The sequence below is a fragment of the Streptomyces sp. NPDC093261 genome, assembly GCF_044753645.1.
Classification (GTDB): Bacteria; Actinomycetota; Actinomycetes; order Streptomycetales; family Streptomycetaceae; genus Streptomyces.
In genome coordinates this window covers 452,975-471,505 of the sequence record NZ_JBIVNO010000002.1, presented here as the reverse complement: position 1 = coordinate 471,505, position 18,531 = coordinate 452,975, and the positions used below count along the sequence as shown (strand labels likewise).

The window sequence follows — 18,531 nt, the reverse complement described above, 5'->3', positions numbered from 1 at the left end:
GATTCGCACCCGGGGCTCAGCCTCCGGCCGCGCCGTTCGAGCCCCCGGACGACTCCCCCCTGGGGAACGACACCTCCACCCGGCGGTTCTTGCGGCGTCCCTCCTCCGTGGAGTTGTCGGCGATCGGGTAGTCCTCGCTGTAGCCGCGCACCTCGAAGGTGACGGTTCCGCCGAGGCGCGCGGCGAGCTGGTCGTGGACCGCCTCGGCGCGCTTCTTGGAGAGGACCAGGCCGTGCGCGTACGAGCCCAGGTTGTCGGTGAAGCCGAAGACGCGGACGTTCGTGGCGTTCTGCTTCCTGATCTCGTCCGCGATGGCGTCGATGCGGGAGCGGGCCTCCGGGTTGAGCTTGTCGCTGTCCTTCGGGAACAGCACCTCCGCCTGGAGTGCGAAGGTGACGTTCTCATTGGTGTCCTCGCGTCGTTCCTCACCGCCGAGGTCCTCCACGACGGACTTGATGTCCAGCACCTTGGCCGGTGCGAGGGTGGCCCCGTCGGCGAGCTTCAGCCCCGGGCTGGTGGGGTCGACGGAGGGGGGCGGCGAGGTGGTGACGGTACCGGGCGGCGCGCTGGGATCGCCATCGGCCGCGGCCGGGGGCCCACCGGCGAGACCGAGCACGGTGAGCAGGGAGAGCGCGGTGACGGCACGCAGGGGGCGGGGCATGGCGGCTCACCCCTGGGAGAGTTCGACGGAGGCGGGGGGCATGGCACCGACCTGGAAGTCGACGGTGTCGGTGCCTTCGGGTGGGGCGGGGAACTGGGCGAACCATTGCGCGCTCGCCCCGGCCTTGACTCCACCGGTGAACTGCGTGCAGAGGCAGCGTCCGGAGGTGTCCCGGAGGATCAGGTACTTCTTCTTGCCCTTCTGGTCGATCAGACTGGCCCCTGCGATGGACCCACCGTTGCTGGCCAACTCCCGCTCGTCGCCGCGCCAGTCGGCCGCGACCCACAGTGTGCCCGTATTGTTCGTGACCGTCCCTTCGACGGTCACGAAGCCCCCGTTGTCACGCTTGGCGGAAGTCACCGTCAGCGTCAGCCCGTTCTCTCCCTTGACCTCGGCGAGCGCCGCGTCCGTCTGCGTCTGGGGCGCCTGGGACTGCTTCTGACCGGTGCCGCCGCTGCTCCTGGCGGGAGCCGGCGAGGCCGCGGCTCCCTTGTCCGACTGACCGTCACTGCTCCCGCCACAACCGGCCACGGTGAGGACCAGCCCGGTCGCGACCGCGACCGCACTCAGCGCCCTGCGGCCCTTCTTGGTGCGCGGAAAGTCCATCGGTACGGCTTCCTTTCACTCGGCCAGATGCACGGAGAACAGCACGGACGCGTCAGGAAGGTCGTCCGATTGGAAATGTCGGGGGTCGATGTCGACGGACTGGCCGTCGCAGTCGAGGTGTACGGGCTTCTTCGGATCGGGGGCCGACGGGAGGGTGCAGCGCGGCTGAATCACCGCGACGGCCTCGGCACTCGCGTGTCGCGTCTCCGTGCCCGGAATGATGGACTTCCCCACCGTGTAGCGCGTCTGAATCGTCACCCGGTATCCGGGGAAGCCGTTCACGGTGGTGGGAACAGTGGCCACTACGGTCGAGTCGTTGTCGGCGGCCAGTCGGTCGGCGGCAGCGCTCGCGCCAGCTCCCTGGAGACCTTGGCCCTGAAGCCACTTCAGCCAGTCGTCGTCCCGGCCGATGGCTCCCTCGAGACCGGTCATCAGCTCGTCGCGGGAGTCCTGCGCCGCCGCCAACGCAGCAGCGTCCGCCGCGGACTGAGCTCCATTGCGGGCGGACGCTGCTTGGGCGAATACGAAGAAGGCGATCGCGGCGAACAGCAGGATCCCCGTCAGCCAGATGTAGAGGGGAAGCGTCTGTCCGCGGTCTGCGCGTGGGCGTGGAGGGGTCAGCCGCCGATGACGTTGGTCACTGCGCGCATGATGGCGCCCGAGATCGCGCCGTCGAGTCCGAGACCGTCGATCATCGTGAAGATCCCGGCAATGATGATCATCAGTCCGGCATACTCCACGAACCCGGCCCCCGCATCCCGCCCGGCCCCCCGCATCCGGGACACCACGGTCCTCCGCCACGTGCCGATCCTGTGCCTCGTCCTCGTCACCACGGCCCCTGACCTCCCGCTCGATGCGGCTACGACCAACCCACGCACCGTACGTGAAAGACCCCTTACTCCGAGTGGGCCCAGGGGCCCAACTTCCGCGCCGGCGGCGGTTCATCGGTCCCACCCCTCGCCGGCCGTCCCCAGCCAGTGGGCGATCGCCTCGCTGCGCGAGGAACTGTGCAGCTTCGCGAAGATGCGATTGATGTGGTTCTTGACCGTCTTCTCGCTGATGAAGCAGGCGGCGGCGATCTGCCGGTTGTTCATACCGGCCGCGATCAGATCCATGATCTCCACCTCCCTGGAGCTCAGGCCGAAGTCCAGCCATCCCGCGGCACGGCGCCGCGGGCCCCCCGTACGGGCGGTGAGAGCCTTGGACGAATGTGCCACAACTGGTTGCAGGTGCGAAGGAGTTTGGTCTTGTTCGTAGGAAACACCGAACAAAGACGGGGCAGGGCCCCGGCCCTCCCTCAGCTTCCGTACCGCGGCGACGAGTTCGGCCGCCGTGAACTCGCCGTGCACCAGATAGCCGCAGGCCCCGCGGCGCAGCGCCTCCGCCACGACCTCGGGCTCCCTGCTGTACGTCAGCATCATCACCGGGGCCGTGCGGGCCAGCCGGGGCAGGGCGGTCAGGCCGTCCGTGCCGGGCATGCGGAGGTCCAGGAGGACGACGTCCGGGCGGTGCCGTGCGGCACACACGAGCGCCTGCCCGCCGTCCGCCGCCTCCGCCACGACCTCGATATCGGGATGGACGGACAGCAGGGCGGTCAGGCCCGCCCGTACGACCGGGTTGTCGTCGGCCACGAGGACGCGCAGCGGCGGGCCGGGAAGTGCCTGGTCAGGCATGTGCGGCCTCCTCTTGGGGGCTGTGGGGAGCGGCGGCGGGGACGGGGACGTGCAGCTGGATCTCGGCGCCGCCCAGTGGTGAGCGGCCGAGGTGGAGGCGGCCGTGCAGGGACGTGGCGCGCTCCGCCATGCCCAGCAGACCGAAGTGACCGGTTCTCGCCAGGTCCTCGGGCACGGCGGTCGGGGGCAGGCCGACTCCGTCGTCGCCGACCCGCAGGGTGAACGCCTCGCACCCGGTGGCCTCGAGTTCGACGCGCACGCGGGTGGCGCGGGCGTGGCGGTGGGTGTTCTCCAGCGCCTCGGAGACGATGGACAGGACGTCGTGTGCGGCCGCGTACGGGAGCAGGAGCGGTGTGTCCGGCAGCCTCAGTTCGGTCTCCGCGCCGCCGCGGGCGGCGAACCCCCGGGCGCGCGCGCTCACTTCGGCCACGAGGTCCAGCCGTCCCGCCGTGAAGTCGGTACGGCGCCGCAGGTCCGACAGCAGATCGCGGGACTCCGCCGCGGCCCGCCGTGCCGCGGCGGCCACCTGGGCCGCCTGGCGCTTGAGCGTGGCGGGGTCGCGGTGCTCGGCCGAGGCGGCGAGCGCCTCCGCGGCCAGTGCGAGACCATGCAGGGTCTTCGCCACCGAGTCGTGCATCTCCCGGGCCAGCCGGGCCCGTTCGGACTCGACCGCCTCGGCCGCCGCGAGCCGGGCGTTCGCTTCGGACAGTGCCTCGCCGGCGGCGCCGAAGCGGAACATCAGATTGCGCAGGGTCACCCCGATGATCCCTGCGGCCACACAGAACCCGGCGATGAGAAGGGTGCTGACACCGGCGCCCGGGTGGTGCTCCCAGGCGCGGAACACCCCGAGCACGACGGCCAGTTGCAGACCCGTGAGCACGCCGGCGCCGCGCCAGCCGTAGAGCAGTCCGGACAGCAGGGGCGTGCAGACCGTGGCGTAGGCGAGGGGGGAGACGGGGGACGCGGTCGAAAGGAGCGTGGCGACGAAGAGCAGGTCCAGCGCCATGAGCGTCGGGTGGGCGAGCAGGCGTGGGCCGACGCGGTCCCAGTCGCGCAGCAGGGCGTACGACGTCATGGTGCCGAGGACGGCGGCGGCGAGTACGGCGTGACGCAGAGCGCCGGAAGAGGCGTTGGCGAGGGCGAACGGGGTGCCGATCACCACCAGGGCGAGGCGTACGGCCACGGTCTGGCGGCACAGCGCCTGGAGCGCGCTCAGCTGGAGGCGGACGCTGGCGGGCGGCGGGGCGTCGTCCTCCAGATACCCGGGGGTGGGGCGACCGGTCCGGCTGCTCATCATCGGCCCAGAATCGATCCGAAGTTCGCCCCCGACCCCAGGAACATGCCCGTGGCGATGAGGATCATCGTCGCCGGGAGCATGAAGACCAGGGTGACCAGCGTGGCCTTGGGGACTGTCCTGGCCGCGCGACGCCGGGCGTTCTGGGCGTCCGTGCGGCGCATGTCGGTGGCCAGCTGGATCAGTGTCTCCGCGATCGGGGAGCCCAGTTCCTCCCCCTGTTGCAGGGCCGAGACGAACTGGGAGACCTGCTCGGAGGAGTTGCGTCGGCGCAGTTCGTCGAAGGCCTGACGGCGGCTGACACCCATGTCCATCTGCCGCAGGGTGATGCGCAGTTCGTCCGCCCAGGGCCCCTCGTACTTCTCCGCGACCCGGTCCAGCGCCTGGCGGAAGCCGAGGCCGGCCGAGACGACGACCGCGAGGACGTCCAGGAAGTCCGGCAGCGTACGGTCGATGACGTCCTTGCGCTCGCGGATCGCCTGCCAGATCAGGGCGTCCGCGGCGAGCAGGCCGAAGGCGAAGGTGAGGGCCGCGAAGAGCAGTTGCCCGTTGGTGAGGAACATCAGGCCCACGACCAGGCCGAAGACGCCGTAGACCGCACGGCGTGCGGCGTACCGCTGGAGGGTGAGGCCCCCGGGGTTGCCCGCCATGTCGATCCGCCGGCGTTTGGCGTCGACCCGGCGCGGCCCCATGAGGCGCAGCACGAGCGGGGCGAAGCGCATGCCGAGACGGTCGACCGCCGAGCCCGCCGCGGAGACACGGGTGGCGCCCACCTCCAGCGCGAGCGCCAGGTCGCTCGGCAGCTTGGCGTCCGCGCGGATCATCCGGATGCCGAGGAGGATCCCCGTGACGGAGACGGCCGTCAGCAGGGCCAGCAGCAGGGGCAGCAGCGCGCTCATCGCGGTCCTCCCTCACACTTCGATCTTGCCGAGGCGGCGGATGACGAAGAAGCCGACCGTGTAGAGGCCGAGCGCGAGCAGGACCAGGCCCTGGCCCAGCGGCGAGCCGGTGACACGGGCGAGGGCACCCTCGTTGGAGGAGTTGACCAGGATGAGGGAGCCGAGGCCCAGCAGCGGCACCGTGAAGGCCGTCGCGTTGACCTCGGAGAGCATGGTGCGGACCTCGCGCCGGGTCTCCTTGCGGTCCTCCAGGGTCTGGGTGAGGTTGCGCAGCGAGTTGACCACCGAGCCGCCCGCCTTGTTGGCCAGGACCAGCGTGGTCACCAGGACGATCAGTTCGCGGGAGGGCAGCCGTTCGGCGAGTTCGCCGAGGGTGTCGTCGATCGAGCGGCCGAGCATCAACTGGTCGGCGACCCGGGCCAGTTCCTCGCCCGCCGGGGCCTCAAGCTCCTCCGCGGCCATGGCGAGGGCGGTGCGCAGGGCGAGGCCTGCGGCAGTGGCGTTGGCCAGCAGCCGGGCCACGTCCGGAAGCTGGTTGATGAAGGCCTCGATGCGTTTCTGCCGCTGCCAGTTGAGGAAGACGGCCGCGCTCCACACGCCCACCAGCGCGGCGATGGGGCCGAAGAAGGGGGCCAGCGACGACGCCGCGATGAGCCACAGCGCGACGACGACGGCGGCGACGTAGGTGAAGAACTCCCCCGCCGTCAGATCGAGCCCCGTCGCCGACAGACGCAGCTGGAGGGTGCGGCCGAGGCGTGTGCGGCGCAGCCGCCGGTCGACGGCGGTGAAGCGCCGGACCCGGCCGGACGCCGTGCGTGGGAGGCCCGCCGGGCTGCCGGAGAGCCGGTCGACGAGTGCCTGCCGCTGGGCCCGGCCGGAGGCGTACAGGTGGACGCCCGCGACGGCGCAGGTGCCGGTGAGGACGGTGGCGCCGAGGGCGAGGAGGGCGGGGTCGTTCATGGCGCGCTCCTGACGTGTGCGGGGGTCATCCGAGAGCCTGCCGGGTGGGGAGTACGTCGAGGGCCTCCGCGACGCCGAAGGCGGGCGGGAGCGGTTCGTCGGCGACGTACAGCTTCTCCGCGACCGCCCGGGGCAGCGGAAGGTGCTCGAAGCGGCCGCGGACGATCCGGTCTGCTCCGAGGGGCTGGGGCACGAAGCGCGACACGGTGGCGACTCGGAACTGCTCGCGGCCGTGGGAGACCACGAGGGCGATCTCCACCACCTTGCGGGAGCCGTCGGCGTACCGGGCGAGCTGGACGACCACGTCCACCGCCGAGTTGATCTGGTCCTTGAGCGCCTCGAAGGGGATGAGCACCTCGGACATCGAGCCCAGGGTCTGCAACCTCATCAGGGCGTCCTCGGCCGAGTTGGCGTGGACGGTGGCGAGCGAGCCGTCGTGGCCCGTCGACATCGCCTGGAGCATGTCGAGGGTCTCGCCGCCGCGGACCTCGCCGACAATGATGCGGTCGGGGCGCATGCGGAGGCTGTTGCGGACCAGGTCGCGAATGGTGATCTGGCCCTTGCCCTCCACGTTCGGGGGGCGGGACTCCAGGCGGATGACGTGCTCCTGCTGGAGCTGGAGCTCGGCGGAGTCCTCGATGGTGATGATGCGCTCGTGCGCGGGGATCAGCCCGGACAGGGCGTTGAGCAGGGTCGTCTTCCCGGTGCCCGTACCGCCGCTGACGATCAGGTTGAAGCGGGCGCGGACGAACGCGGCGAGCAGCATGAGCATCTGCTCGTCGAGGGACCCGAGTCCGATGAGTTCGGGAAGGGTGTAGGCGCGCGGGAAGCGGCGGATGGTGAGGGTGGGCCCGGTCAGGGTGAGCGGCGGGATGATGACGTTGACGCGCTCGCCGGTGGGCAGACGGGCGTCGACCATCGGATTGGACTCGTCCACGCGCCGGTTGACCGTCGAGACGATCCGTTCGATCGTCTGCATCAGCTGCTCGGTGGAGGCGAAGCGCAGCGGAAGCTGTTCGACGCGGCCGGCCCGCTCCACGAAGATCGAGTCCGGGCCGTTCACCATGATCTCCGTGATCGACGCGTCGGCGAGGAGCGGTTCGAGGACGCCGAGGCCTAGGGCCTCGTCGACGACCCGGCGGATCAGCTGCGAGCGTTCGGCCGAGGAGAGGACGGGGCCCTCCCGGCTGATGAGGTGGCCGAGGACGCGCTCCAGACGGACCCGGCGGTCGGCGGCCGCGAGGCCGGACATCTCCGCGAGGTCGATCTCTTCGAGGAGCTTGGCACGGTAGACCGCGACGAGGTGTCCGTCCTCGCGGGCGGCTGCGCCGTCGTCGGGGGCGGTGATACGGGAGCGGAGGCTCATACCGGTCGTCAGCTCCTTCCCGGGGCGAGGGGGGTGGGGTCGTTGGGCATGGTGGCCCGGCGAGTCACGGGCCAGTCGCCGAAGAGGGGGATGACGGAGGGCACGGTGACCGTGACGGTGGCGGTGGTGGTGCCGGGGCCCCTGGGGGCGTCGACGCTCGGGCTGAGCCAGCCGCTGACGGCCGCCACGCCCGCCGCGTTCCCGTCGCCGTTCTGGGAGGCGACACGGGCGGCGGCGCGGGCGGCGGTGCCGGCCTGGTTGATGCCGTAGCCGATGAGGCCCAACTGGATGGCGGCCATGCCGATGACGAGGAGGATGGGGATAAAGCCGGCGAATTCGAGCATCGAGACGCCGCGGTCGTCCCGGAGGCGCGACCGCCTGGCCGCCCAGTCCGTTCTACGGCGGCACGACCGCCCGCCCGCCGGATCAGCGCTACCGCGGCACAACCGCCCACCCACCCCATCAGCGCTACGACGGTGCGGCGGCCCGTACGCCGGGCCGGCTCCCCGGCCGCGCACCCGTCCGGCCGCCGAATCGGCTCCCCGGCGGCGCAGCCGTCCAGCCGCCGACTCGGCTCCCCGGCGGCGGAGAAGCGTCCTCATCGGCCGTCCCCCTCCAGGGCCGCTCCGGCGGACCCCTGCACCCGCCATCCCGGGTTGACGCCCGGGAAGAACAGCGGGACCTCGGCCCGTACGCTCGCCTTCATCACCGGCCCCTCCTCCCCGCAGCGGATGTCAGCGCCGCTCCAAGCGGCCGGCAGATGCGCGGCCCCCGCCGACCGGCACGCCCCCGCCACATCGCCGTGCACGGCCTGGGCCGCCGTGGCCGCGCGCGCCGCCTCGTCGGCCGCGTTGCCCGCCAGGGAGTACGTGTAGCCGTACAGGACGCACTCCCACAGCAGCGCCATCACGACCAGCAGCAGCGGGAACATCCCGGCGAACTCCAGGGTGACCGCACCCCGGTCCCCGCCCTTGCGCCACAGGGTCAGCGCCCCACGGTCCGACGACGCCCTGCGCCGGCGTCCGCCCCCGCCCTCCTGCACCGTCACCAGCCCCAGCTCGCCCGCCAGCGCCCACAGCGCCTGCTTCACCGTGGAACGGGCGTCGAGGTCCTGAAGGCGCCCGGCGTCCACGACCGACTGGAGTTCCTTGAAGGACGCCGGGACCGCGGCCCGGGCCACCCTGGTGCCGGTGATGCGTTCGACGAGGGACGGCTGGATCTCCGTACCGCGCGAGTGGCGGTTGACGACCGTGAGCGTCTCCTCGGCCTTGCGGATCTGCAACCGGTCCCACATGCGCACCATCCGCTTGGCGGCGCGGACCGCGACCACGTCCGGGGTGACGAGGAGCAGCGCCTGGTCGGCGATCTCGACGGCCGCGGCGGTCGCGGAGTTCATCTGGGCGCCGCAGTCGACGATCACCACATCGTGCCGGGAGCGCAGCGCGCCGATGACCTGGCGGGCCACCCGGTCGGTGACCTCCTCGCCGCGCTCGCCCTCGGCGGGCGCGAGAAGCAGCCCGACACCGCTGTCGTGGGTGTAGACGGCGTCCTGGAGGACGCGGGGGTTGATGTCCGTGATCGCGGCGAGGTCGGCCACCGAGCGCCGGAACTGCACGTCCAGGTAGGAGGCGACGTCCCCGGACTGCAGATCGAGGTCGACCAGGGCGACGGTACGACCCGACGCCCTTGCCGCGAGGGCCAGTTGAACGGCCGTAACGGTCGCGCCGACCCCGCCCTTCGCGCCGGTCACGGTGACCACGGTCCCACCTGGGCCGGAGTACAGCTCGGCGGGCGTGCTGCCCAGATGGCGCCGCATCCCGGCGGACCAGGCCGCGGCGGCCTGGACGCGCTCGGCGAGGGCGTCGTAGCCGAGCGGGAGGGTGACAATGCCGCGGGCGCCGGAGTCCATCGCGGCGGTGAGCACGCCCGTGCTCGTGTCGGCGGTGATGAGGACGACCCCGACGGCCGGGAAGCGCATCGCCAGGTCGCGGATCAGCTCGAGCGCGGGGACCGGGCCGATCCGCTCGTGGACGAGGACGACCTCGGGCAGTTCGTCGAGGGACTCGCCGGCCAGGCGTGCCAGGGTGTCGAGCAGGGCGGTGGAGTCCGGCACCGGCTGGGCGGGTTCGGTGTCCGGGAGCTGGCCGAGCAGGCTGGAGAGCGTGCGGACCGCGTCGATGTCACCGACGGCGGGAAGGACCCGGATGGTCATCGGCGCGACCCCCCGAGGACGGGACCGCCGGGAACGGACCCCCCGAGGACGGGACCGCCGGGAACGGATCGGCTGCGGACGGAGCCGCAGGGGACCGGGACGGACCTCATGCGTGGCCTCCTACTTGTCCTGGTCGAGGGTGTACGTACGGTCGCCGGGCGTGACCGCGGTCTGGGAGCCGCCCGCGACCAGGGCGAGCCGGACATGTTCGGCGAACGACTCCGCGTACGCGACCCGTTGGGCGTCCGCCGTGTCGAGCGCGAAGGTGATGGGGACGGCCTCGGTGGCGTTGCGACGGCGCTCGTCGCTTGACTGGTCCGGCTCGAGGGCGGTGAGTTTGCCGACGTCGAGGACGCGGGCATTGGTCACGATGATCTTGGACTCGTCCTTGCCCTTGTCGTTCTGGGCCTTGAAGGTGGCGTAGATGTTGACCCGCGAGCCGGGGTCGATCTTGCCCGCGACGCCGGTGGACGCGTCGATCATGATCGCGATCTCCTGCTGTCCCGGCTGAAGCGCGGGCCGGTCGACGATCATGTCGGTCTGGAGCAGCGACCCCTTCTCCAGCCGGGTCACCGCGATCTTGCCGCGGATCTGCGAGAGGCTGGTGACGGCCGTCGCGGACAGCCAGCGCCGGGGCATGGCGATCTGCTGGAACTGGTCGGCCGTCAGGTCCTGGTACGGCGGGATGTCGCCCTTGAGCCGGTACGCCGTGACCTCCGGTCCGACCTTCGAGTTCGCGTCGCGGATCACCGACAGGACGCCGGCGAAGGCGCCCACGGCGGCGAGGGCCGAGAGCACCAGCAGGATGACGCCGCGGCGCTGGCGTGCGTTCACTACATCTCACCTCGAGGGGACGTGCCGTGCGGTCGGGCCGGCCCGCTCTCCGGCCGGAGAGCGGTCGAGCGGTGGTGCGGCGGGCCGTGGACGAGCGCGGCCAAGGCGGGGAATGGTGCGTACGGCGATGGAGTGACGCGCACGGTGTTCACGTGCCGCCTCGCGGCAGTGCGTGGGCGGTGGCGGCGACCGCCTGGCGGCCGGGGGGCTGGGGCAGGGACGCGGCACAGAAACCGCAGCGGTCGCCGATGAGTTCGAGGCCGCACCAGTGGCACACCTCGCGTCGTACGGATGTGACGAGCTGGTAGAGCACGGAGACGTCGTGCAGACCCGCGGCGAACTCCACGAGCCGCTGGGTCCCCCACCAGCGGCCGGAGTCCTGGGGGAGGGGTACGGTCGCGACGCCCTGCGCCCGCCAGGCGGGCGCGAGGGAGGCCGTGACCCAGTCCGAGGGCGGCTGGCCGGCGGCGACGACCATCCGGGTGCCGAACTCGGGTCCCGGTAACTCCTCCTGACCGATGCGGACGAGCTGCGGCCGAGGGTGGGCGAGCACGGCGAAGTGGGCGTTCGGGACCCACGACTTGGCGTGCGAGGTGAGCGGGACGGGGACGCGGTCGAGCCGGGTGACCGAGCCGAGGAGGGCACCGGCGTAGATGTAGTGGGCGAGCAGCCGCGCGGACGACGCCAGGACGCCCGGGCTGAAGTCGCAGACCGAAAGCTGGCGTAACTGCTGGGCGAGCAGGGCCAGTCCGAGCGGGGGCAGATCGGCGCCGACCAGCGCGATGCGGTCGCTCTCCAGGACGGAGCGCACGGTGCGCAGCCGCTGGACGGCCGGGTCGTCACCGGACGCGGAGTGCAGCGCGATGACGTACCCGTGCTGCTCGATCAGCGTGTGCATGCCGTTCAGGGACTGCTCGAGCGTGGGCCCCGGCTGGACGACGGCGGGCGGGGTCTGCCGGTCGAGCGGCGGGAGCACCAGATCGGGACTGGTGACGGCTATCGCGGTCGGCACGGCTGCACACCACCCCGTTCACTGCGGCGGGGTGGTCGACCACCGCCTCAGATGGCCCCTGTTGCGTCCTCTTGCATCGTCCTGCACCAGCACCATATCCACGGCATGCCCGGCTCAACACCGAATCGGAAAGATCATCTCACCGAAGGTGGGTCCATGATCGACACAGAGTAGGCGCATATGCCACAACTCGACCTGCCGCTACGGGTGTTGAGGGCGCCAGAGGTATTGACAACCGTATTGGTCTGGACCAAATTCGTGGACATCGGCGGTGGCCACCGTTCCGCAGGGCTCTCCCCTCCCCTTTTCCCTCTCCCCACACCGGAGGCTCAAGTGGACCGCGCATCAGGCATGTTCCACCGCAGACGGACCCTGGCCGGGGCCGCCGTCGCCGCGCTCGCCCTCACCTTCCTGAGCGCCGGGAACGCGGCCGCCGCGGACGTCAACAACGCCGGGAACGCCGGCTTCGAGTCCGGCCTGGCGGGCTGGACCTGTTCGGCCGGCAGCGGTACGACGGTGTCCTCCCCGGTGCACGGCGGCGCCGCCGCGCTGAAGGCGGCCCCGGCGGGCCAGGACTACGCGCAGTGCGCCCAGACGGTGGCGGTCAGCCCCAGCTCGACGTACACGCTGAGCGCATGGGTGCAGGGTGGCTACACCTACCTGGGCGCGACGGGCACCGGCACGACGGACGTGTCGACGTGGACACCGGACTCGTCGGCCTGGAAGCAGTTGTCGACGACCTTCACCACCGGCGCCTCGACGACCTCGGTGACGGTGTACCTGCACGGCTGGTACGGCCAGGCGGCGTACTACGCGGACGACGTGTCGGTGTACGGCCCGGACGGGGGCGGCGGAGGCGACCCGTCCCCGGCCGTGCCCGCGGCGCCCACGGGCCTGGCGGTCTCCTCCACCACGTCATCGTCGGCCTCCCTGTCCTGGAACGCGGTGTCGGACGCGACGGGCTACAACGTCTACCAGGGCGGTACGAAGGTGTCCGCCCTGACCGGCACCTCGGCCACGGTGACAGGACTGTCCCCGTCGACGTCGTACTCCTTCCAGGTGACGGCGACGAACGCGGCGGGCGAGTCGCCGAAGTCGACGGCGGTGACGGCCACGACGGCACCCTCGTCCGGCGGCGGAGGGACCGGAGGGCTGCCGAAGCACGCCGTGACGGGCTACTGGCAGAACTTCAACAACGGCGCGACGGTGCAGAGGCTCTCGGACGTGCCGGCCCAGTACGATATCATCGCGGTGGCGTTCGCGGACGCGACGAGCACGCCGGGCGCGGTCTCCTTCACCCTGGACTCCTCCGGGCTCGGCGGCTACACGGTGGACCGGTTCAAGGCGGACATCGCCGCCCAGCACGCGGCCGGCAAGAAGGTGATCATCTCGGTCGGCGGGCAGAACGGCACGGTGTCGGTGAGCGACCCGACGTCGGCCGCGAACTTCGCGAACTCGGTGTACTCGCTGATGCAGACCTACGGCTTCGACGGTGTGGACATCGATCTGGAGAACGGCATCAACGCGACGTACATGACACAGGCACTGCGGCAGCTGTCGTCGAAGGCGGGCTCGTCGCTGGTCATCACGATGGCCCCGCAGACCATCGACATGCAGTCGACGTCGAACGGCTACTTCCAGACCGCACTGAACGTGAAGGACATCCTGACGGTCGTCAACACCCAGTACTACAACAGCGGTTCCATGCTGGGCTGCGACGGCAAGGTCTACAGCCAGGGCTCGGTGGACTTCCTGACCGCCCTGGCGTGCATCCAGCTCCAGGGCGGTCTGTCCCCGTCACAGGTGGGTCTGGGCGTCCCCGCCTCGACCAGCGCGGCGGGCAGCGGTTACGTCTCCCCGACGGTGGTGGACAACGCCCTCGACTGTCTGACGAAGGCCACGAACTGCGGCTCCTTCAAGCCGTCGAAGACCTACCCGGACCTGCGGGGTGCGATGACCTGGTCGACGAACTGGGACGCGACGTCGGGCAACGCCTGGTCGAACGCGGTGGGACCGCACGTGCACGCCCTGCCCTGACTCCCCTGTGGTTGCGCCCCTGATGCCCGGCTTCTCACGGCCGGGCATCAGGGGTTTCGCGGTTGCGCTCACCGGATGTCCCGGTCCATCGGCAAGGAGGCCCGGTACTGCGGCTGACCCCATGGATCAGGCGTCGTCCCGCGCGGCGTCGGGTTCCTTCCCGCCGTCCTCGAAGTAGGCGTCCAGAACCTCGTCCAGCCGGGCCTCCCACTCCGTGAAGCGCGCCCTGGCCGTCGCCTCGATCTCGATCGGGTACCAGCGGCGGTCAGGCGTGTGCACCGTGACGGTGAACCGCTTCCCGAAGCGCGGGGTCTGGGTCTCGACGGCACTGATCTCGTCCCAGCGGAAGTCGCACTCCTGGTCGTCCAGACGGAGCCGGACACCGCTGTCGTCCGCGACGATCCGCGCACGCCGGTCGGCGGCCTCGAAGACGGGCCCGTCGGGGGCCTTCTCCTCCGCTTCGCCCCCCTCGGCCACGACCTCGTCGGCCACGGCGTCATCGGCTACGGCGTCATCGGCTACGGCGTCGTCGGCTACGGACTCCTCCGCGGAGGCCTCGTCATCGGCCTCCCCGCGCTCCGCGCGTCCTTCACGCTCCGCGTGCTCCTCGCGCTCTGCCGGATCAGCCGACTCGGCCGGTTCCGCGGCGGCGGCCTTCCCGTCGTCCGGTACGGCGTCCTCCGGTTCGCCGGAGTCCCCCCGTACACCGGACACGGGTGAGGTGAGCCCGGGGATGAAGGCCGGGTCGATCCCGGCACCGTCCAGGGGCTGGCTCTTCGGACCTATGCGCTGCTCCACAGCGGGCAGTATGGTCGAAGATCCTGTGACGGACACAGCCAGCCCCTGCATCGTTACCCGAATATTCGCCTTTCACATCCGCGCCTCACGCCTCTCCGCTCGACACGTTCCTCGCTAGACGAAGAGGCTCACCACCGCCGCCACCGCGAACCCGGCCACCGACAGGACGGATTCCAGGACGGTCCACGTCCGCAGGGTGTCCCGTTCGCTGATGCCGAAGTACTTGGCCACCATCCAGAAGCCGCCGTCGTTGACGTGCGAGGCGAAGATGGAACCCGCCGAGATGGCCATGATGACCAGGGCCGCGAAGGCCTGGGAGTGATGACCCTCCGTCAGGAGCGGAGCGACGATACCCGCCGTCGTGACGATCGCGACCGTCGCCGAACCCTGGGCAACCCGCAGCACGAGCGAGATCAGATACGCGAGGACGATCACCGGCAGACCGACGTTGTGGAACGTGTCGGAGAGGGCCTGAGCGACCCCGCTGCCCTTGAGGACCGCGCCGAAGACCCCGCCCGCGCCGACCACGAGCAGGATGTTGCCGATCGGCTTGAGGGAGGCGGTGGACACCGTCTCCAGGGACTTACGGGACCAGCCGCGGCGGATGCCGAGCAGGTAGTACGCCAGCAGCAGGGCGATCGTCAGCGCCACGAAGGGGTGACCGAAGAACTCGATCACCGAGCGTCCCGATGGAGGTCCCCCCTGCCCGGAGCTTGCCGGAGAGCTTGGGGAAGGGGCGAAGGCGATCGAGGAGAAGGTGGACAGCAGGATCAGAACCAGCGGTGTGCCGATGATCGCGAGGACCGTGGTGAGCGGCACCGGCTCCTCCGCGGGAGGAACCCCGGCCGCCCGCTGCTCCTCGGCCAGCACCGCCTTCGCCTCCTCGGCCGCTTCCGCCATGCCCTGCGGTACGGGCACGAAGATCCGCTTGCCGATCCAGGCCGACCACGCCCAGGCGGCCAGCACCGCCGGGATGCCGCAGACGACGCCCATCAGGATGACCATGCCGAGGTCGACCTTCAGCAGACCGGCGGCGGCCACCGGACCCGGGTGCGGCGGCAGGAACGCATGGGTCATCGACAGGCCCGCGAGCAGCGGCAGGCAGTAGAGAAGGATCGACTTGCCACCCCGCTTGGCGGCCGCGTACACGATCGGCGCGAGCACGAAGATGCCGACGTCGAAGAAGACCGGGATGCCGAAGATCAGGCCGGTGAGTCCCATGGCGAGCGGGGCGCGCTGTTCACCGAAGAGGTTCAGCAGCCGGGACGCCAGCACCTCGGCGCCGCCGCTGACTTCGAGGACCGCGCCGAGCATCGTGCCGAGGCCGATGATGATGGCGATGTGGCCGAGGGTGCCGCCCATGCCGGACTCGATCAGGGAGACGGCGTCGGAGCGCTGGACCGTGCCGAAGAGTTCGGTGACCGACAGTCCGGCGCCGAGGCCGACGGCTATGGAGACCGCGAGCAGCGCGACGAAGGGCTGCAGCCGTGCCTTGATGATGAGCACCAGCAGCAGCGCGATACCGAGCGCCGCCACGGTGAGCAGGCCGGCGGTGCCGTGGACGAGGGCGAGCAGGCCGCCGGTGTGGGGTGGGGACGGTGGCGTGGTGGAGGCTGCCAGGAAAGGCATGGGCATGACAGGGGGACCTCGGGCTTCTGGTAAGCGCATGGAAATTTCGGCAGGGGGGATCGCGGCGCGGCACCCCAGGGGCGGGACGCCGCACCGTGACGACGTACGGAGTGCGGGAGTGTGGCGGCCGGGGCCGGCGCCGGGTCAGCCGAGGACGGCCAGCGCGTCGATCTCGATGAGGAGGCCGGCCGGGAGGCCCACGTAGACGGTGGTCCGGGCGGCGGGCGGCTGGGTCAGGCCCTGCTCGTCGAAGTAGGCGTCGTAGATCTCGTTCATCTCGGCGAAGTGGCCCACATCGGTGAGATAGACGCGGATCATCATCACGTCGTCCCAGCCGGCCCCGCCCTCCTCGAGGATCGCCTTGACGTTGTCGAGGGTCTGCAGGGTCTGTACGCGCAGGGTGGGGCCCGCGGGGGTGGGCGGCTTGCCCTCCTCGGCGGGCAGGAAGCCCACCTGGCCGGCGACCTGGAGGATGTTGCCCTTGCGCACACCGTGGGAGAACCGGGCGGGCGGGGTCGTGTGGGTCTTGGGGGTCAGGGCGGTCTTGTCCGTCATACGGAGTCCTTTGCTGGCGTGTTGCCGGAGTACTCCCGGGTGATGGCGTCCGCGGTACGGCGCACCAGCGGGAGCAGGGTGAGGAGTTCGTCGGCGGTGACGACGACATTGGGCGCGGAGACCGACATGGCCGCGACGACCCGTCCGTCCGCACCCCGGATGGGGGCGGCGACGCAGTTGATGGACTCCTCGTGGCCGCCGAGGTCGGTGGCCCAGCCCTGCCCGCGCACGGCCGCCAGCTCCTTGAGGAAGGCGGCGGCGTTCGGCGTGGAACGGGCCGTGTAGAGGGGGTAGTCGAGCTTCTCCGCGACGGCGCGGCGCTCGGGCTCGGGGAGGTCGGCGAGCAGCAGCTTGGCGACGGCCGCGACGGTGATGGCGACCGGCTTGCCGATGCGGGAGTACATCCGCACCGGGTAGCGGCTGTCCACCTTGTCGATGTAGAGGACCTCGTTCTCCTCGTACACCGCGAGATGGACGGTGTGTCCGCACGCCTCGTTGAGGCGGACGAGGTGGGGGTGGGCGATCTCCCGGATGTCGAGGTTCTCCACGGCCTGCTGGGCGAGGGCGAAGAGACGGGCGCCCAGGCGGTAGCGCTGGTCGGACTGGCGGTAGACCAGGCCGTGCTCGTGCAGCGTGCGCAGCAGCCGCAGAGCGGTGGACTTGTGCACGCCGAGCCGGTCGGCGACCTGCCCGAGATCGGCGGGCCCCTCGGCCAGCAGCGGCAGGATGCTCAGCGCCCGGTCGACGGTCTGGCTCATGGTGTGCGTACCTCCTCCGCGGCCCGTGCGTCGGCTTCGGTCCAGCCGGGGCCGAGTCGAAGTGTCTCCCACGCGGCGTCGTCGAGTGCGGCGAGCCGGTCGGCGTGGTCGCGGGAGGCAGGGGCGGCGAGGTCGCCGGGGACGGTCAGCGCCGCGGCGGCCATCAGATGCCCGTGCCGCAGCCGGTCCCGCACCGGCAGCCCACGCAGGGTGGCGGAGAGGAACCCGGCGGCGAAGGCGTCACCGGCACCGACCGCGGCGACGACGTCGACGTGCGGGGCGGGTACGAAGGTGGCGGTATCAGCGACGTCCTCGCACGGGCCGCCCGATTCCCTGCCGAGCGCGATCGCCCCGCCCCCGCCCTGCTTGACGACCACGATCTCCGGCTCCGGCAGCGCCTGCCTGACGGCACGGGCGCCACGCAGTCCCCACACCTGGCGGGCCTCGTCGTCCCCCACGAACACGATGTCGGCTCCGCACGCCAACTCCCGCAGCACCCGGGGCCCGTCGGCGTCGCGCCACAGCCCGGGACGGTGGTTGACGTCGAAGGAGACCAACGGGCGCCCGGCCCGGGGCGCGGTCAGCTCCCTCAGCAGCTCCCGGCAGTCATCGGACAGCGCGGCCGTGATCCCGGACAGATGCAGCACCCGGCCGGCCAGCACCGCCTCCAGGTCGACGTTCTCCACCGACATCGCCGAGGCCGCCGATCCCGCCCGGTAGTACGCCACCTCGTGGTCGTCGCCCGCCCGGTCCCCCGCCGTGCGGAAGTAGATCCCGGTCGGGCGCGCCGGATCGCGCCGCACGGACCCGACGTCGACGCCGTACGCCCCGATGGCCTCGACCAAGTGCTCGCCGAAGCCGTCCGCCCCGACCCGGCTGACCCACCTCGCGGAGTGCCCGGAGGCCGCCAGCACGCAGGCGACATTCGACTCGGCGCCGCCGATGCCCCGCGCGAAGGACGGCACCTCGGCCAGCCTGCCCGGCCCGGACGGCAGGAACGTGACCATGGACTCGCCGAGCGCGACGAGATCCACGACGTCCGAGACGCCCCGGGTGTCCGATACATCCCGGGCGTCCGAGACGTCCGGGGTGGCAGCGGCGACGGGCAGACCGTTGGCGGTCACGATGGTGGCTGGCTCCTCTGCGCTTGCGCGGGTCACGGCGGCTCCGTTGACCCCGCGTTGGCCGGGATGTTAGACAGCACCAAGCGAGATACGCAACGGTCGTTGCACAGAGC

At 71.3% G+C, this 18,531-nt stretch carries 18 protein-coding genes; 1 reads left to right on the top strand and 17 read right to left on the bottom strand.

Going from position 1 to position 18,531, the window contains the following annotated elements; translation table 11 throughout:
* Positions 1-16: 16 nt before the first annotated feature.
* From ACIP94_RS08570 to ACIP94_RS08515, 12 genes are all read right to left on the bottom strand, one after another.
* Positions 17-661 carry an OmpA family protein gene (locus ACIP94_RS08570; RefSeq protein ID WP_402421407.1) on the bottom strand — a complete coding sequence of 215 codons (645 nt, stop codon included), beginning with the start codon at positions 659-661 and terminating at the stop codon, positions 17-19.
* Positions 662-667: 6 nt separating this feature from the next.
* Positions 668-1,267, bottom strand: coding sequence for a hypothetical protein (locus ACIP94_RS08565; protein WP_402421405.1), 600 nt, complete (start codon positions 1,265-1,267; stop codon positions 668-670).
* A gap of 15 nt (positions 1,268-1,282) precedes the next feature.
* Complete coding sequence (locus ACIP94_RS08560) at positions 1,283-1,888, bottom strand: pilus assembly protein TadG-related protein (protein WP_402421761.1); 606 nt, start codon at positions 1,886-1,888, stop codon at positions 1,283-1,285.
* 320 nt (positions 1,889-2,208) lie between these two features.
* Positions 2,209-2,940, bottom strand: a complete 732-nt coding sequence (locus ACIP94_RS08555) for a response regulator (protein WP_402421402.1) — start codon at positions 2,938-2,940, stop codon at positions 2,209-2,211.
* Positions 2,933-4,237: a sensor histidine kinase gene (locus tag ACIP94_RS08550; protein WP_402421399.1), complete on the bottom strand. Its 1,305-nt coding sequence runs from the start codon at positions 4,235-4,237 to the stop codon at positions 2,933-2,935. Before ACIP94_RS08550 ends, ACIP94_RS08555 begins: the two co-directional genes overlap by 8 nt.
* Positions 4,234-5,133, bottom strand: a complete 900-nt coding sequence (locus ACIP94_RS08545) for a DUF5936 domain-containing protein (RefSeq protein ID WP_402421397.1) — start codon at positions 5,131-5,133, stop codon at positions 4,234-4,236. The genes ACIP94_RS08550 and ACIP94_RS08545 overlap by 4 nt, the downstream gene beginning before the upstream one ends.
* 12 nt (positions 5,134-5,145) lie before the next feature.
* Complete coding sequence (locus ACIP94_RS08540; protein ID WP_402421394.1) at positions 5,146-6,093, bottom strand: type II secretion system F family protein; 948 nt, start codon at positions 6,091-6,093, stop codon at positions 5,146-5,148.
* Between the two features lie 25 nt (positions 6,094-6,118).
* Positions 6,119-7,459, bottom strand: coding sequence for a CpaF family protein (locus ACIP94_RS08535; protein ID WP_402421392.1), 1,341 nt, complete (start codon positions 7,457-7,459; stop codon positions 6,119-6,121).
* Positions 7,460-7,467: 8 nt separating this feature from the next.
* Positions 7,468-7,803, bottom strand: a complete 336-nt coding sequence (locus ACIP94_RS08530; protein WP_402421390.1) for a TadE/TadG family type IV pilus assembly protein — start codon at positions 7,801-7,803, stop codon at positions 7,468-7,470.
* A gap of 254 nt (positions 7,804-8,057) precedes the next feature.
* On the bottom strand, positions 8,058-9,671 hold the full coding sequence (locus tag ACIP94_RS08525; RefSeq protein ID WP_402421387.1) for a CpaE family protein: 1,614 nt from the start codon (positions 9,669-9,671) through the stop codon (positions 8,058-8,060).
* 120 nt (positions 9,672-9,791) lie between these two features.
* A complete protein-coding gene (gene cpaB, locus ACIP94_RS08520; protein WP_402421384.1) occupies positions 9,792-10,505 on the bottom strand; it encodes a Flp pilus assembly protein CpaB in 714 nt (237 codons plus the stop codon).
* A 148-nt stretch (positions 10,506-10,653) separates the two neighbouring features.
* Positions 10,654-11,517, bottom strand: a complete 864-nt coding sequence (locus ACIP94_RS08515; protein WP_402421382.1) for a hypothetical protein — start codon at positions 11,515-11,517, stop codon at positions 10,654-10,656.
* A gap of 351 nt (positions 11,518-11,868) precedes the next feature.
* Here ACIP94_RS08515 and ACIP94_RS08510 point away from each other — a divergent pair, with 351 nt between their 5' ends.
* On the top strand, positions 11,869-13,554 hold the full coding sequence (locus ACIP94_RS08510; RefSeq protein WP_402421758.1) for a chitinase: 1,686 nt from the start codon (positions 11,869-11,871) through the stop codon (positions 13,552-13,554).
* Between the two features lie 126 nt (positions 13,555-13,680).
* Here ACIP94_RS08510 and ACIP94_RS08505 read toward each other — a convergent pair whose 3' ends face one another.
* The 5 genes from ACIP94_RS08505 to ACIP94_RS08485 form a co-directional block, all read right to left on the bottom strand.
* Positions 13,681-14,352, bottom strand: a complete 672-nt coding sequence (locus ACIP94_RS08505) for a hypothetical protein (protein ID WP_402421380.1) — start codon at positions 14,350-14,352, stop codon at positions 13,681-13,683.
* A gap of 114 nt (positions 14,353-14,466) precedes the next feature.
* Positions 14,467-15,987, bottom strand: a complete 1,521-nt coding sequence (locus tag ACIP94_RS08500) for a GntP family permease (protein WP_402421377.1) — start codon at positions 15,985-15,987, stop codon at positions 14,467-14,469.
* A gap of 138 nt (positions 15,988-16,125) precedes the next feature.
* Positions 16,126-16,536 (bottom strand): RidA family protein, encoded by a 411-nt coding sequence (locus tag ACIP94_RS08495; RefSeq protein ID WP_402421374.1) that lies wholly within the window; start codon positions 16,534-16,536, stop codon positions 16,126-16,128.
* Positions 16,533-17,294, bottom strand: coding sequence for an IclR family transcriptional regulator (locus tag ACIP94_RS08490; protein ID WP_402421371.1), 762 nt, complete (start codon positions 17,292-17,294; stop codon positions 16,533-16,535). The genes ACIP94_RS08495 and ACIP94_RS08490 overlap by 4 nt, the downstream gene beginning before the upstream one ends.
* Positions 17,291-18,328: a sugar kinase gene (locus ACIP94_RS08485; RefSeq protein ID WP_402421755.1), complete on the bottom strand. Its 1,038-nt coding sequence runs from the start codon at positions 18,326-18,328 to the stop codon at positions 17,291-17,293. The genes ACIP94_RS08490 and ACIP94_RS08485 overlap by 4 nt, the downstream gene beginning before the upstream one ends.
* Positions 18,329-18,531: the final 203 nt, after the last annotated feature.

Coding starts and splice junctions, on each gene's coding strand:
- ACIP94_RS08570 (WP_402421407.1), bottom strand. CDS start 661: ATGCCCCGCCCCCTGCGTGCCGTCACCGCGCTCTCCCTGCTCACCGTG.
- ACIP94_RS08565 (WP_402421405.1), bottom strand. CDS start 1,267: ATGGACTTTCCGCGCACCAAGAAGGGCCGCAGGGCGCTGAGTGCGGTC.
- ACIP94_RS08555 (WP_402421402.1), bottom strand. CDS start 2,940: ATGCCTGACCAGGCACTTCCCGGCCCGCCGCTGCGCGTCCTCGTGGCC.
- ACIP94_RS08550 (WP_402421399.1), bottom strand. CDS start 4,237: ATGATGAGCAGCCGGACCGGTCGCCCCACCCCCGGGTATCTGGAGGAC.
- ACIP94_RS08545 (WP_402421397.1), bottom strand. CDS start 5,133: ATGAGCGCGCTGCTGCCCCTGCTGCTGGCCCTGCTGACGGCCGTCTCC.
- ACIP94_RS08540 (WP_402421394.1), bottom strand. CDS start 6,093: ATGAACGACCCCGCCCTCCTCGCCCTCGGCGCCACCGTCCTCACCGGC.
- ACIP94_RS08535 (WP_402421392.1), bottom strand. CDS start 7,459: ATGAGCCTCCGCTCCCGTATCACCGCCCCCGACGACGGCGCAGCCGCC.
- ACIP94_RS08530 (WP_402421390.1), bottom strand. CDS start 7,803: ATGCTCGAATTCGCCGGCTTTATCCCCATCCTCCTCGTCATCGGCATG.
- ACIP94_RS08525 (WP_402421387.1), bottom strand. CDS start 9,671: ATGACCATCCGGGTCCTTCCCGCCGTCGGTGACATCGACGCGGTCCGC.
- ACIP94_RS08510 (WP_402421758.1), top strand. CDS start 11,869: ATGTTCCACCGCAGACGGACCCTGGCCGGGGCCGCCGTCGCCGCGCTC.
- ACIP94_RS08500 (WP_402421377.1), bottom strand. CDS start 15,987: ATGCCCATGCCTTTCCTGGCAGCCTCCACCACGCCACCGTCCCCACCC.
- ACIP94_RS08495 (WP_402421374.1), bottom strand. CDS start 16,536: ATGACGGACAAGACCGCCCTGACCCCCAAGACCCACACGACCCCGCCC.
- ACIP94_RS08490 (WP_402421371.1), bottom strand. CDS start 17,294: ATGAGCCAGACCGTCGACCGGGCGCTGAGCATCCTGCCGCTGCTGGCC.